12 protein-coding genes are annotated in these 12,486 nt (G+C 67.7%); 3 read left to right on the plus strand and 9 right to left on the minus strand.

The window, feature by feature from the left end; genetic code table 11:
• Positions 1 to 64: 64 nt before the first annotated feature.
• The 3 genes from OG203_RS21965 to OG203_RS21975 all read right to left on the minus strand — a co-directional run bounded on the left by OG203_RS21965 (position 65) and on the right by OG203_RS21975 (position 3,560).
• Positions 65 to 766 (minus strand): DUF2334 domain-containing protein, encoded by a 702-nt coding sequence (locus OG203_RS21965; RefSeq protein WP_405167483.1) that lies wholly within the window; start codon positions 764 to 766, stop codon positions 65 to 67.
• Positions 767 to 918: 152 nt separating this feature from the next.
• Positions 919 to 3,093 carry a S9 family peptidase gene (locus OG203_RS21970; protein ID WP_405167484.1) on the minus strand — a complete coding sequence of 725 codons (2,175 nt, stop codon included), beginning with the start codon at positions 3,091 to 3,093 and terminating at the stop codon, positions 919 to 921.
• Between the two features lie 89 nt (positions 3,094 to 3,182).
• Complete coding sequence (locus OG203_RS21975; RefSeq protein WP_405167485.1) at positions 3,183 to 3,560, minus strand: MerR family transcriptional regulator; 378 nt, start codon at positions 3,558 to 3,560, stop codon at positions 3,183 to 3,185.
• A 46-nt stretch (positions 3,561 to 3,606) separates the two neighbouring features.
• Between OG203_RS21975 and OG203_RS21980 the strand changes: the two genes are divergently transcribed.
• Complete coding sequence (locus OG203_RS21980) at positions 3,607 to 4,695, plus strand: alkene reductase (protein ID WP_405167486.1); 1,089 nt, start codon at positions 3,607 to 3,609, stop codon at positions 4,693 to 4,695.
• A 100-nt stretch (positions 4,696 to 4,795) separates the two neighbouring features.
• Here OG203_RS21980 and OG203_RS21985 read toward each other — a convergent pair whose 3' ends face one another.
• Positions 4,796 to 5,029 carry a hypothetical protein gene (locus tag OG203_RS21985; protein ID WP_405167487.1) on the minus strand — a complete coding sequence of 78 codons (234 nt, stop codon included), beginning with the start codon at positions 5,027 to 5,029 and terminating at the stop codon, positions 4,796 to 4,798.
• Between the two features lie 166 nt (positions 5,030 to 5,195).
• Here OG203_RS21985 and OG203_RS21990 point away from each other — a divergent pair, with 166 nt between their 5' ends.
• Positions 5,196 to 6,401 (plus strand): sensor histidine kinase, encoded by a 1,206-nt coding sequence (locus tag OG203_RS21990; RefSeq protein ID WP_405167488.1) that lies wholly within the window; start codon positions 5,196 to 5,198, stop codon positions 6,399 to 6,401.
• Complete coding sequence (locus OG203_RS21995; RefSeq protein WP_405167489.1) at positions 6,398 to 7,066, plus strand: response regulator; 669 nt, start codon at positions 6,398 to 6,400, stop codon at positions 7,064 to 7,066. Before OG203_RS21990 ends, OG203_RS21995 begins: the two co-directional genes overlap by 4 nt.
• A gap of 25 nt (positions 7,067 to 7,091) precedes the next feature.
• Here the strand turns inward: OG203_RS21995 and OG203_RS22000 are convergent, their stop codons facing one another.
• The 5 genes from OG203_RS22000 to OG203_RS22020 all read right to left on the minus strand — a co-directional run bounded on the left by OG203_RS22000 (position 7,092) and on the right by OG203_RS22020 (position 12,348).
• Positions 7,092 to 8,051: an alpha/beta hydrolase gene (locus tag OG203_RS22000; protein ID WP_405167490.1), complete on the minus strand. Its 960-nt coding sequence runs from the start codon at positions 8,049 to 8,051 to the stop codon at positions 7,092 to 7,094.
• A 127-nt stretch (positions 8,052 to 8,178) separates the two neighbouring features.
• Positions 8,179 to 8,601, minus strand: coding sequence for an HIT family protein (locus tag OG203_RS22005; RefSeq protein WP_405167491.1), 423 nt, complete (start codon positions 8,599 to 8,601; stop codon positions 8,179 to 8,181).
• A 305-nt stretch (positions 8,602 to 8,906) separates the two neighbouring features.
• Positions 8,907 to 10,328, minus strand: a complete 1,422-nt coding sequence (purB, locus tag OG203_RS22010) for an adenylosuccinate lyase (protein ID WP_405167492.1) — start codon at positions 10,326 to 10,328, stop codon at positions 8,907 to 8,909.
• Between the two features lie 83 nt (positions 10,329 to 10,411).
• A complete protein-coding gene (locus OG203_RS22015) occupies positions 10,412 to 11,056 on the minus strand; it encodes a TetR/AcrR family transcriptional regulator (RefSeq protein WP_405167493.1) in 645 nt (214 codons plus the stop codon).
• 128 nt (positions 11,057 to 11,184) lie between these two features.
• The gene (locus tag OG203_RS22020) at positions 11,185 to 12,348 is read right to left on the minus strand and encodes a pyridoxal phosphate-dependent aminotransferase (protein ID WP_405167494.1); all 1,164 of its coding nucleotides are present in this window, start codon (positions 12,346 to 12,348) and stop codon (positions 11,185 to 11,187) included.
• Positions 12,349 to 12,486 lie beyond the last annotated feature (138 nt).

Raw genomic sequence — 12,486 nt, forward strand, 5'->3', positions numbered from 1 at the left:
CGCTCGGCGTTACCGATAACCACGGAGCCGCGATGCCCGACCACACCACGCCGCGGCGTCTTTTTCAGGCGGCCCGCGCGATGGCGGGCGGCTCCCAGCGGTAGACGGCGCCGGTAGCGCCGTGGAACAGGGCAAGGTCGACGGCGTCGAGCATGGCCTGGCGCGGGCCGGAACGTTCCAGCTGTGCGGCCGATACCGCGAGGCGCAGCATGCCGCCGCGGCGCGCGGTCCGTGCCGCACCCATCACCAGGGCCCGGCACCACCACGGTTCGGCGCGGAAGCCCTCGCCGATGCCGTACACCCGAACCTTCTGTGCCACATTGCGTTCCAGGTCGAGGATCGAGGTGAGGCCGAGTGCGACCCGGAAGCCGACGTCGGGCAGCGCCTCGATGGCACCGGCGGAGACGTCCCAGCGCGGCGCGGCGAACAGCCGGGTGCGCAACTCGACCCGCTCCATCACCCGGTCCGCCGCGGTGAGCCGCAGTCGCGCCTCATGCCTTGGCAGCGTGGCGAATTCGGCCCTGCGGCGCTTGGTCGCCGCCTGGTCGTAGCCGTGCAGCACGATCGCGTCGCCGCGGGCCCGGCGGCCGCGCAACCACGCCTGCGTCGCGGGATCCTCGACCAGCTTGTATTTGCCCTTCAATCGGGGCGCCACGAGCAGTGACAGCGGCACCCCGCGCTGATCCATCTCGGCGGCGAACTCGATCGCCGCGTCCCGAGTGGTGTCCCTGATCCCAGAAACGGATACGACCAGCTCAGCGTTCATGAATATACGGTGCCAGGGGCAGATGTACTTGGCGTGCAGGTGGGATGACCGGGCGACGAACACCGTGACACACGTTCTCGCCCGAAATCCCGATGCGGTAGGCGACGCAGGAGGAAGGGGCCGGTGCACGGAACCGGCCTCCCGTCACCGGACTATGCGTCGGCCAGACCCACCCGATCCAGCACCCAGGCGTACTCGAAGGCGACTTCCTTCCACTTCTCATACCGACCGCTGACGCCGCCATGGCCCGCGCTCATCTCGGTCTTCAGCAGCAGCTGCGCGTCGCCGGTCTTGGTGGCGCGGAGTTTCGCGACCCACTTGGCGGGTTCGACATACAGCACACGGGTGTCGTTGAGGCTGGTGATGGCCAGAATGGCCGGGTAGTCCTTGGCCTCGACGTTCTCGTAGGGGGCGTAGGACTTCATGTAGTCGTAGACGTCCTTGTCCGCCAACGGGTTACCCCACTCGTCCCATTCGATGACGGTCAGCGGCAGCGACGGATCAAGGATCGAGGTGAGCGGATCGACGAACGGAACATTCGCCAGAATGCCCGTGAACAGCTCCGGGGCCAGGTTCGCCACCGCGCCCATCAGCAGGCCACCCGCGCTACCACCGTCGGCGATCAGCCGATCCGCCACGGTCTTGCCGGTATCGATCAAATGCCGTGCGCACGAGACGAAATCGGTGAAGGTGTTCTTCTTGGTGAGCGTCTTGCCGTGCTCGTACCAGAGGCGACCCATCTCGCCGCCGCCGCGCACGTGCGCGACCGCGAACACCATGCCGCGATCAAGCAGCGACAGCCGCGAGACGGAGAAGGAGGGATCCATGCTCGCCTCGTAGGAGCCGTAACCGTAGAGCAGCAAGGGCTTCGGCGAGTCCACCGTGAGACCCTTCTTCCACACCAGCGAGATCGGAATGCGGGTGCCGTCCTCGGCGATCGCCCAATCCCGGTGCTGCTCATACTCGTTGGCGTCGTACCCGCCGAGCACCGGCTGCTCCTTGCGCAACAGCAGGTCGCCGGTGGCTGGCACGTAATCGAACACCTGCACCGGCGTGATGAACGAGGTCAGGCCGATGCGCAGGGTCGGCTGCGCCCACTCCGGGTTCGCGCCCGCGCCGACCGCGAAGAGTTCCAGATCGAATTCGAGCTCGCGCCGCTCGCCGTACCCGCTATCGGTCAGCGGCCAGACCGCGACCCTGGTCAGCGCCTCGCGCCGGTAGCTGAGCACCAGGTGATCGGCGTAGGCGTCGACATCCTCGAGCCGCACGTCGTCGCGGTGCTCGATCAGCAATGTCAGGTCCGACGGATCGGCGACCGGTGCGTCGGCGAGCACGAAGTTCTCCGCCTTCACGCCGTCCACCACGTCGTTGTGCAGGATCAGGAAGCGGTCCTCGCCGCCGACCACCGCGTGCTCGGCCGAGTACTCGACGCCCTCGCGGCGCGGCAGGATGACCCGGAATTCGCCCTCTGGATCGTCGGAGTCGAGCACCCAACCCTCGGTGGTGATCTTGGAGCCGACCCAGATCATCAGGTACTTCTCCGAGCGGGTCGAGGTGATGCTCACCCAGTAGCGCTCGTCGGGCTCGTGGAACACCTTCACATCGGTGACCGTCGGGCTGCCGAGCCGATGCCGCCACACGGTGTCGGGGCGCCAGGACTCGTCGACGGTTTGGTAGAAGACGTGCGTGCCGTCCAGCGACCAGGTCGCGCCGGGCGCCGTCTCCGCGATGGCGTCGGACAGCATCTCGCCGGTGCGCAGGTCCTTGAAGCGCAGCACATACCGTTCGTCACCGACGGTGTCTACGGAGTAGGCGAGCAGGTTGCCGTCGTGGCTGAGCGAGAACGCGCCGAGCGCGAAGAAGTCGTGTCCCTCGGCGACCACGTTGCTGTCCAGCAGGATCTGTTCGCCGGGTACCTCGGTGCCTGCCTCCAGCTGCGGCGGGGTCCAGGCATCGATGCCCTCGGCATCGGCCGCGATCGGACACCGGCAGTGCACGCCGTACTGCTTGCCCTCGAAGCTGCGCGAGTAGTACCAGTAGTCGCCCATCCTGGTCGGCACGGACAGGTCCGTCTCCTGGGTGCGGCCCTTGATCTCGTCGAAGATCGAGTCACGCAGGTCGGCCAGGTGCGCGGTCTGCGCCTCGGTGTAGGCGTTCTCCGCCTCGAGGTGGGAGATGACCTCGGGGTTCTCCTTGTCCCGCAGCCACTCGTACTCGTCGATGAACACGTCGCCGTGATGGACGCGTTCGGTGGGCACCGTCTTGGCGATCGGTGCCGTCACCCCGTCGAGGTCTGAGATCGTTCCGGTACCGCTGTCGAGAGCCATGGGTTCCACCGTAGCGGCGCGGACCTCGCCCGTCCCGCCAGGACCCGGCAACCGCCCTGCTCGAGCTGTCGCGGTGCGGGATTCGTGATCTATCCGGCGCTGTGCCGCGTTGCGCCGGACGCGGCCTCGATGACGCTGTCCAGCACCTCGCGGGTGCGGTCCAGGTCACGCAAGGCCTGTTCGATCCGCTCGCGCTCCCCGGTGAGCTTCCGCACCAGGAACGGAGTGGCGGCCGCGTTCGGCGTGCCGTCCACGTCGTGGATGCAGGGCAGCAGTTCGCCGATGGTGTCGCTGTGTAAGCCTGCGGCGAACATCTCCTGAATGCGCCGGACCCGGTCGACGGCCCAGTCCGCGTACTCGCGCTGGCCGCCGGAGGTCCGCTCCGAGCCGAGCAGTCCCTTGGTTTCGTAGTACCGCAGCGACCGGACGCTGACCCCGGTCCGCTCGGCCAGTTCACCGATGCGCACACTCTCTCCTTGACCTGACATTGATGTCAGGTTTTACGGTACAGGAATGTTGCTGCTGACCGAATACCGCAATCCCGTTCGCCCACTGCCCAATCGGATCGTCATGTCGCCGATGACCCGGCTGCGCTCGCTGCCCGACGGCTCGCCGACCAGCGATGTCGCCGACTACTACGCCCAGCGGGCGGCGGCCGGGCTCATCGTGACCGAGGGCATCTGGCCGCATTCGACCGGACAGAGCGAGGCGTGGGTGCCAGGGTTGCAGACGCAGCGCCACGTCGAGGCGTGGCGGCGGGTCACCGAGGCCGTGCAGGCGAACGGGGGACGCATCTTCGCGCAGCTGATGCACGGTGGCCGCAAAGGCCATCCGCTGGCCCGGGTCGACGGCTCCTGGCCCGCCGGTCCGTCCGCAGTGCTCGACGACGATCATGTGCACCTGATCAACGGCGGCAAGGGTGAGCCGATCACACCGGCGGAGCTCGATCGCGCCGGCATCGACGCACTCGTCGAGCAGCACGCCGTCGCGGCGCGCAACGCCATCGCCGCCGGCTTCGACGGCGTCGAAATCCACGGCGCCAACAGCTATCTCGTGCATCAGTTCCTGGCCGACAACACCAATCTGCGCACCGACGAATTCGGCGGGTCGATCGAGAATCGGCTGCGCCTGCCGTTGGCCGTCGTCGACGCGGTGGCGGCCGAGATCGGCGCTGACCGCACCGGCATCCGCCTGTCGCCGGGTAACCCGCAGTTCAATATGGTCGAGCTCGACCCGGCACCGCTCTATCGCACGCTTGTCACCGAACTCGACCGGCGCGGCCTCGCCTACCTGCACCTGACCGACAACGACAACTACTCGGCGCTAGCCGATCTTCGGCCACGCTGGCGCGGCACGCTCATCGCCAATGTCGGTGAAAACCGTGCGCCGACAACGGTCGAGGCCGCTGAGGATGTGCTGCGCGCGGGCCTCGCCGACCTGGTGTCGTTCGGCCGATCCTTCATCGCGAACCCCGACCTGGTACATCGCATCGCCAACGAGCTTCCCCTCGCGGCGATCCGCGAAAACCTGCTCTACGGCCGCACCGCCGACGGCTACAGCGACTACCCGCACTGGCAGCCCGCCGAGGTTCCGGCCCGCTGACCCGATGCGCACGAGTTATCCTGCCGCGCACAGCATCGGCCGATGTTTCTGTGCGCGGCAGGAAATCTCGGGCGCGGCCTCAGGGTTTACCCGCAGTAGTTCAGGCTTCGAGCAGCTTCACCTTGTTGTTCGCGCGATCGGCGAGGACGGCTCCGCCCGCGGCGATCACGACGAGCACCGCGAGTTGACCGCCCCAGCCGCCCGGCACCCAGTCAAGCAGGCCCCACACCTGGGATTTGCGGTGATCGATGAGCAGTCGGATGACGGCCTGGGCCGACGCGACCGTCAAGACCATGCCGACGATCTGCAGTCCGACCCAAACGTTTTTGCCCATCACACGCTCCGTTTCTCCGTTGGCTGGTGGCGACGCATCCCATGGTTGCCCCGAGGCAGGTCATCGCACATCGGCCATCGGTCGACGGACGGCTCATCCTTTGGTCGATCCGAATTCGCCCTGCAGGCCGATGCGCGGGCGTGCTGGCGCCACCTACAGTCGCGTCATGTCCACCGCACCTCTGTCGTCGGCGCCGCCGCTTCGGCCGTGGTCACATGCCTGGCGGCTGACGGTGGTCACCCTCATCGGCCTGATGGCGTGGTCGAGCACCCAGTCGGAGATGGCGCCGATCGACGGCGCGTTGCTTGCCTGGTTCCAGATCGGGGATCCACTGCTCGGCCTCGCGTGCCTGCTGCTCACGCTGCTGCGGCGGCGGTATCCGGTGACCGTCGCTGCCATCGTGACGGTGGCGTCCACCGCGTCGGTCACCGCCAATGGCGCGGCGGCGCTGGTGCTGTGTTCGCTGGCCACCCGGCGGCGCTACGCCGAGACGATCTCGCTTGCGGTGGTCAGCATCGGGACCGGCTTCATCACCGACAGCATGATCTACCCGAAACGCCCTGACCTGCAACCGTATTGGTATGAGCCGTTGGTGATCACGGCCTGCATCGCCGCCGTTGTCGCGATCGGCTTCGCTGTCGGCGCGCGGCGAGATCTGGTGTGGTCGTTGCGCTCTCGCGCCGAGACCGCCGAGCGGGAACAGCACGCCAGAGCCGCCGAGGCGCGCCTGCTTGAACGCCACCGCATCGCGCGGGAGATGCATGACGTACTGGCGCACCGGATTTCGGTGGTCGCGATGCACGCCGGTGCGCTCGGCTTCCGCACCGACCTGACCAGGGAGCAGACCGCCTCGACGGCGAAAACCATTGCCGAGAACGCACATCTGGCGTTGCAGGAGTTGCGCGAGGTGCTCGGCGTGCTGCGCACGAGCGACGACGCGCTCACCGATACCCCGGAACCGCCGCAGCCCACCCTCGCCGATCTCGCCCGCCTGGTCGACGAGGCCCGCTCGGCGGGCATGGACGTGTCGATCACCGACACCACGACGGCCGACCTCCCGGCGACCAGCGCGCGCACGGCGTATCGCATCGCCCAGGAGGGACTGACCAACGCGCGCAAGCATTCTCCCGGTGCCGCGGTCCTGGTGCGCATCGACGGCGGGCCTGGCCAGGATTTGATCGTCGACGTCGGCAACTCCGCGCCGCGGCACCTCGGGCTCGCACTGCCGTCCTCCGGCTACGGCCTGCTCGGGCTCGCCGAACGGGCCGAACTCGTCGGCGGCACACTGGCTTACGGCCCCGACGCGACCGGCGGCTTCCGGCTGCGCGCCGTGCTGCCGTGGCCCGCGCTCATCGCGAAGAGCAACAGATGAACGCACGGATCCGCGTGGTCGTCGTCGACGACGAGCCGCTGGCCCGCTCGGCGCTGACGCTGATCCTCGGCGGCGATCCGGAGCTCGAGCTGGTCGGTGAGGCCGCCGACGGCGAACAGGCGCTCGCGGTGGTCCGCGAGCAGGCGCCCGATGTCGTGCTGATGGATATCCGGATGCCGGTGCGCGACGGGCTCGACGCCACCCGGGAACTGCTGAGCCGGGCCGACCCGCCCCGGGTGCTGGTGCTGACCACGTTCGACGCCGACGACATGGTGTTGCGGGCGCTGCGGATCGGGGCACACGGTTTCCTGCTCAAGGACACCCCGCCCGCGGATATCGTCGCCGCGGTCAAACAGGTGGCGGCGGGCCGGCCGATGCTCTCGCCGAGCGTTACCGCGCAACTGATCTCGGTCGCCACGGCCGGATCGAGCGAGGACGACACCGCACGCCAACGGGCCCGCGCCGCCCTCACCTCGCTGACCGAGCGCGAACGCGATATCGCCGAGGCCATCGGCCGCGGCCTATCCAACTCCGATATCGCCAAGGAGCTGCACCTGAGTGTCGCGACGGTGAAGTCGTATACCAGCAGGCTGCTCAGCAAACTCGATGCCGAAAACCGGGTGCAGATCGCGATCGTCGTGCTCAATGCCGGCGGACGCGACTAGGAAAGCCGCTGTGCCCGTATAGAACTCAGGCGCCGATGGCCGACGCGATGGTCGGCCAAGATGCGTGCAGCGCGTCCTGCCAGTAGGACCACGAGTGAGTTCCGGTGGGGCTGTAGTCGATTCGGGCCGGGATGCCGAGGGCACGCAGGCGCTGCTCGAACGAGACGACGCACACGTTGACGCCGACCTCCACCGGGCCGCCGAGGAAGATGTTCTCGGCCAGTTGGGGTTTGATCTCCGTCTCGTGCGGGCCGGGAATGCCGGTGCCGCTGGACAGGTAGATAGTCTTGCCGCGCAAGCGTTCTGCCAGCTGCGCGGGATCGTGCTCGGCCCAGGCCGGGCTGCCGGGGGCGCCCCACATGTTGAGCGGGTTGCCACCGCGGTTGGCGATGGAGAACATCACCGCGCCCGTCGCCAATCCGGTGTCGGGGCAGGCGCTGTAGCCCGCGACAGCGCGGTACAGCCATGGGTTGCGGGCGGCCAGGATGAAGGCCGCGTTGCCGCCCATCGAGAGGCCGCCGATCGCGTTGACGCCGCTGCCGTTGAATCGGGCGTTGATCAGCGGTGGCAGTTCCTCGGTCAGGAACGTTTCCCACCGGTAGTGGCCGAGTTGTGGATCGTCCTGCTGCCAGTCGGTGTAGTAGCTGGCCTCGCCGCCGACCGGCAGGACGACGTTGACGTTCGCGCCAGCGAAGAACCGTTCCGCGTCGGTGGCGTTGGTCCAGGTGCTCTGGGTTGTGCCGGGATCGAGACCATCCAGCAGGTAGTACGCGGGGCGTTGGCCGCCGCCTGCCGGATGCAGCACCTGCACCTGGACGGTTCGTCCCATGGCGGGTGAGTTGATGAATACCGCGGCACGCGTCGGGCTCAGGATGTCGACGCGGTCGATCTGCGCGGCCGAGGCCGTCGCCGGCCCGATGGATGCCGGGCCGATCAAGCCGAGCGCGCAGGTCAGCACTGTCACAGCAACTGGTGTTCGACGCATGGTCACACCTCCATCACCGCATGACAACGGCTTTTAAAGGTAGCTCACCATGGGTTATCGCGGAAGTGATGTAGATCTCTGGCGTGCACTCAGCAAACGGGGCCGTGCGTACCTGGTAGTTGACCTCTCAGCTACTCAACGCACCACGAATCGACCCGGCCAGATAATCCAGATCGGCCCGCTGCGGACTCGTCGGCCGCCCCCGCAACCCGAACCCATCCCCCGGCGTCCGCGGAATCACATGCAGATGCACATGGAATACCTCCTGCCCCGCCGTCACCCCATCGGCCAGAAAGAAATTCACCCCATCACACCCCACCTCACTGTCCCGCAACGCCGCCGCCAACCGCTGCCCCACCTGAAACAACTTCCCGCCGACCACCGGATCCAACTCCGCGAGACTGCGCGCCACCACCTTCGGCACCACCAGTACATGCCCCGGCGTCATCGGCCGAATATCCATGAACGCCACCACATCATCGTCCTCATACACCCGACTGGCCGCCGCCCGCCCAGCAATGATCTCCCCAAAAACCGTGTACGGATTCACGCCGAAACCCTAACCCGCCCGACCGCACCGTCTGTCGAAAAACCGGTACCGCCAGCCCTTTCGACAGGACAATACTGACAACAGCTCCTGGCACTAGCTGGGAGAAGTGGGCCCGGCTCGTCACCGGACGGTGGAAAGCCGGGTTCCGCGCCTCGCTTCCGGCTGTAGCCGGAGGAAGTGGCCCCGGCTCCTGGATGGATGTCCAGCAGTCGGGTTCCGCGCCAGCCGGAGCTTCCCGGCCCACCTCGAACGGCTGCCAAGAATTGGGCCACGCTAGCGAATTCGCGGCGAAACCGCTGCTCCCGCTACAGGATTGGGGAGGGGGTGTAGTTGGCGGCTGCTGGGTTCTTGTCGACGAGTTTTTGGACGGCGGCTATGACGTCGGAGACTTGGGCTTCGGCGGCGCCGATGAAGGCGGACTTGTCGGCCAGGGCGGTGTCGAGGGCGGCGCGGTCGAGGGGGAGGCGGGGGTCGGCGGCGAGGCGGTCGAGGAGGTCGGGTTCGCGGCCTTGTTCGCGCATCGCGAGGGCAACGGCTACCGCGTGTTCCTTGATGACCTCGTGCGCGGTTTCGCGGCCGACACCGGCGCGGACGGCGGCCATCAGGATGCGGGTGGTGGCGAGGAAGGGCAGGTAGCGGTCGAGTTCGCGGGCGATGACGGCGGGGTAGGCGCCGAATTCGGCGAGCACGGTGAGGAAGGTTTCCATCATGCCGTCGATGGCGAAGAAGGCGTCCGGCAGCGCGACGCGGCGCACCACCGAGCAGAAGACATCGCCCTCGTTCCATTGCGCACCGGCGAGCTCGGCGGCCATCGAGGCGTAGCCGCGCAGCACCACCTGCAGTCCGTTGACGCGCTCGCACGAGCGGGTGTTCATCTTGTGCGGCATCGCCGAGCTGCCCACCTGGCCGGGCTGGAAGCCCTCGGTGACCAGCTCGTTTCCGGCCATCAGCCGGATGGTGTGCGCGAACGACGACGGGCCTGCGCCCACCTGGACCAGCGCGGAGAGCACGTCGTGGTCGAGCGAGCGCGGGTACACCTGGCCGACGCTGGTGAGCACGGTCGCGAAGCCGAGATGCCTGGCAACCTGCTGCTCCAGCTTCGACAACTTGGCCGGGTCGCCGCCGAGCAGATCGAGCATGTCCTGTGCGGTGCCCATCGGGCCCTTGATGCCGCGCAGCGGATAACGGTCGATCAGCTCACGCACCCTGGTCAGCGCGATCAGCAGCTCGTCGGCGGCGGAGGCGAACCGCTTGCCGAGCGTGGTGGCCTGCGCGGCGACATTGTGCGAACGCCCCGCCATCACCAGCGTCTGATATTCGGCGGCCCGCTCGGTGAGCCTGGCCGCGATCGCGACGCCGTGCGCGTGCACATGCTCGAGCGAGAGCCGGATCTGCAGCTGCTCCACGTTTTCGGTGAGGTCGCGGCTGGTCATGCCCTTGTGCACGTGCTCGTGTCCGGCGAGCGCGTTGAATTCCTCGATGCGCGCCTTGACGTCGTGCCGGGTGACCCGCTCGCGCTCGGCGATCGAGGCCAGGTCGACCTGGTCGATCACCCGCTCGTAATCGTCGAGCACGCCTGCGGGCAGTTCGATGCCGAGTTCCGACTGCGCCCGCAACACCTCGAGCCAGAGCCGCCGCTCGAGCACGATTTTGTGCTCGGGCGACCACAGCTGAACCAGTTCGGGACTGGCGTATCGAGTGGCGAGGACGTTCGGAACAATGCTCACGACTCCACCTCGCTGACGCTCGGCTCCGTCGTGCCCCTGGGCACTGTGTCTATGGTTCCCTCGCTGCGCTCGCTCACGTCTCGTCAGTCTAATGCGCGGAAACGATCCACTTGCTGGGGCGTCGCCGGTGCGACGATGTCGATCACCTCAAGCAGCGCGCCACGGGCCATTCGGCGCGGTTCGGGCTCCATTTCGGTCAGTGCCGCGACCACCGCGCCGTCGACCACCGCGACCAACCTGCGCAGTTGTTCCGGACGCACCAATCGGTCGGAGCGGCGCAGCACATCGGCGAGCAGCTCATCGAGCTGAGCTCTGAGCCGCAGCTGCACTTCGCGTAACTCGGGGTGCCGCGCGGACGCCACCGACCGCTCGTACCGGGCGATCAACTGCCCGCGCGCGCCCTCGTCGTGCCAGTGCCCGTCGGCGCCGACCAGCAGATCGAGCACCAGATCGACGGTCGCCTCGGCGCCGCGGCGGCGGTGACTCACCTCGCCGACCCGGCGGCGCATCGCGTCGAGTTCGACGTTGCCGCTGAACTCGACCGCCCGCGCGATCAGATCTTCCAACGATTCGAAGTAGTAGGTGGTCGACGCCAACGGAAGGTCGGCGCGCGTCGCGACCGAACGGTGCCGCACCGCCTCGAACCCGCCTTCGAGCAACAACTCGGCGGCGGCAGCTACCAAAGCCTGGCGACGCCGTTCGCCTTTCGGGGTCGTCGCGGTGATCACCGTGCCATCGTGCCAGTCGTCATCAGTTCTTCCAGGGGAAATCAGCGAGGAAAAGCAACCATCGATGTTCTACCGTATCCGCGCGGCCACGGTGCCGAACTGCGGAAAGTTGTTGCCGGACACGACGATCAAACACCTAGATAGTGCCCTAGACGAACCAGGGCCTGCTCGATGTCGGCGGTGGCGCCCGCGAAGGAGAAGCGAACTGTCCGATTTCCGTGCACGGTATCGAAGTCGATGCCAGGCGCGAGCGCGACGCCGGTGTGGTCGAGTACGTCGGCACACCACTTGCGCGCATCACCGGTGAGATGGCCGATATCGGCGTAGGCGTAGAAGGCGCCGTCGGCCGGGGCCAGGTCGGTGATGCCGATCTTCGGCAGGCCGTCGAGCAGCAGTTGCCGGTTGATCGCGTAGCGGCGCACGTGCCCGTCGAGCTCGGCCTTGGCCTCGGCGCCGAACGCGTGCAGCGCCGCGTACTGCGAGATCGCGGGCGGGCAAACGGTGAGATTGGAGGCGAGCCGCTGCAGGGCGGGACGCAATCCGGTGGGCGCGAGCATCCAGCCGAGCCGCCAGCCGGTCATCGAGAAGTACTTGGACACCGAGCCGATGACGACCGATTCGCGGGAGGTCTCCCAGGACGAGGACGTTCCGGTATCCGAACTGTCGTAAGTGATCCCGTGATAGATCTCGTCGGAGATGAGCAGCGTGCCGTGCGCGTCGCACCAGCGGGCCAGCGCGGCCAATTCGGCGGGGGCGATCATGGTGCCGGTCGGGTTGGCCGGGCTCGCGACGACCAGCCCCGCCGGTGCCTCGGGCAGCGCGTCCAGCATGGCGACCGTCGGCTGGAACCTGGTTTCCGCGCCGCAATCCAGTTCCACCACGCGGCAGCCGAGCGCGGTGAGCGTGTTGCGGTAGGCGGGATAGCCGGGGCGGGCCACCACCACGGTGTCGCCCGGGTCGAAGGCGGCAAGGAAGATCAGCGAGAACGCGCCCGACGAACCGGTCGTGACGACAACGTCGTCCGGGTCTACGGCGTAGCCGTAGGTCTCGGTGTGGTGCGCGGCGATCGCCTCGCGCAGCGGCAGGATGCCGAAAGTTTCGGTGTAGCCGAGCAATTCGGAATCGATCGCGGCCTTGGTCGCGCGCAACACCGGGGCGGGCGCCGGCGTCGACGGCTGACCGGCGGCGAGCACGAGCACATCCCCGTGGCTCCTGGCCCGTTGCGCCGCAGCTTTCCAGACATCCATCACGTAGAAAGGTGGAATGGTCGACCGGCGAGATTCTCTGGACACCCGTCAAACGGTAGACGGTGTCGCACGACGACACCTCGCTAACGCCCGGCTTGCGTCGTGCCCCACCGACCAAGGCTCGGCCCGACCCGCCCGGCGCCGGTCGTGCGCTGCCCTGCCGCCGGGGTTATGGTCGGCTTG

The organism is Nocardia sp. NBC_01499 (assembly GCF_045040275.1).
GTDB lineage: Bacteria > Actinomycetota > Actinomycetes > Mycobacteriales > Mycobacteriaceae > Nocardia.

Excerpts from the sequence above, each read along its gene's own strand:
- OG203_RS21965 (WP_405167483.1), bottom strand. The coding sequence starts at position 766 with ATGAACGCTGAGCTGGTCGTATCCGTTTCTGGGATCAGGGACACCACT.
- OG203_RS21970 (WP_405167484.1), bottom strand. The coding sequence starts at position 3,093 with ATGGCTCTCGACAGCGGTACCGGAACGATCTCAGACCTCGACGGGGTG.
- OG203_RS21980 (WP_405167486.1), top strand. The coding sequence starts at position 3,607 with ATGTTGCTGCTGACCGAATACCGCAATCCCGTTCGCCCACTGCCCAAT.
- OG203_RS21985 (WP_405167487.1), bottom strand. The coding sequence starts at position 5,029 with ATGGGCAAAAACGTTTGGGTCGGACTGCAGATCGTCGGCATGGTCTTG.
- OG203_RS21990 (WP_405167488.1), top strand. The coding sequence starts at position 5,196 with ATGTCCACCGCACCTCTGTCGTCGGCGCCGCCGCTTCGGCCGTGGTCA.
- OG203_RS21995 (WP_405167489.1), top strand. The coding sequence starts at position 6,398 with ATGAACGCACGGATCCGCGTGGTCGTCGTCGACGACGAGCCGCTGGCC.
- OG203_RS22000 (WP_405167490.1), bottom strand. The coding sequence starts at position 8,051 with ATGCGTCGAACACCAGTTGCTGTGACAGTGCTGACCTGCGCGCTCGGC.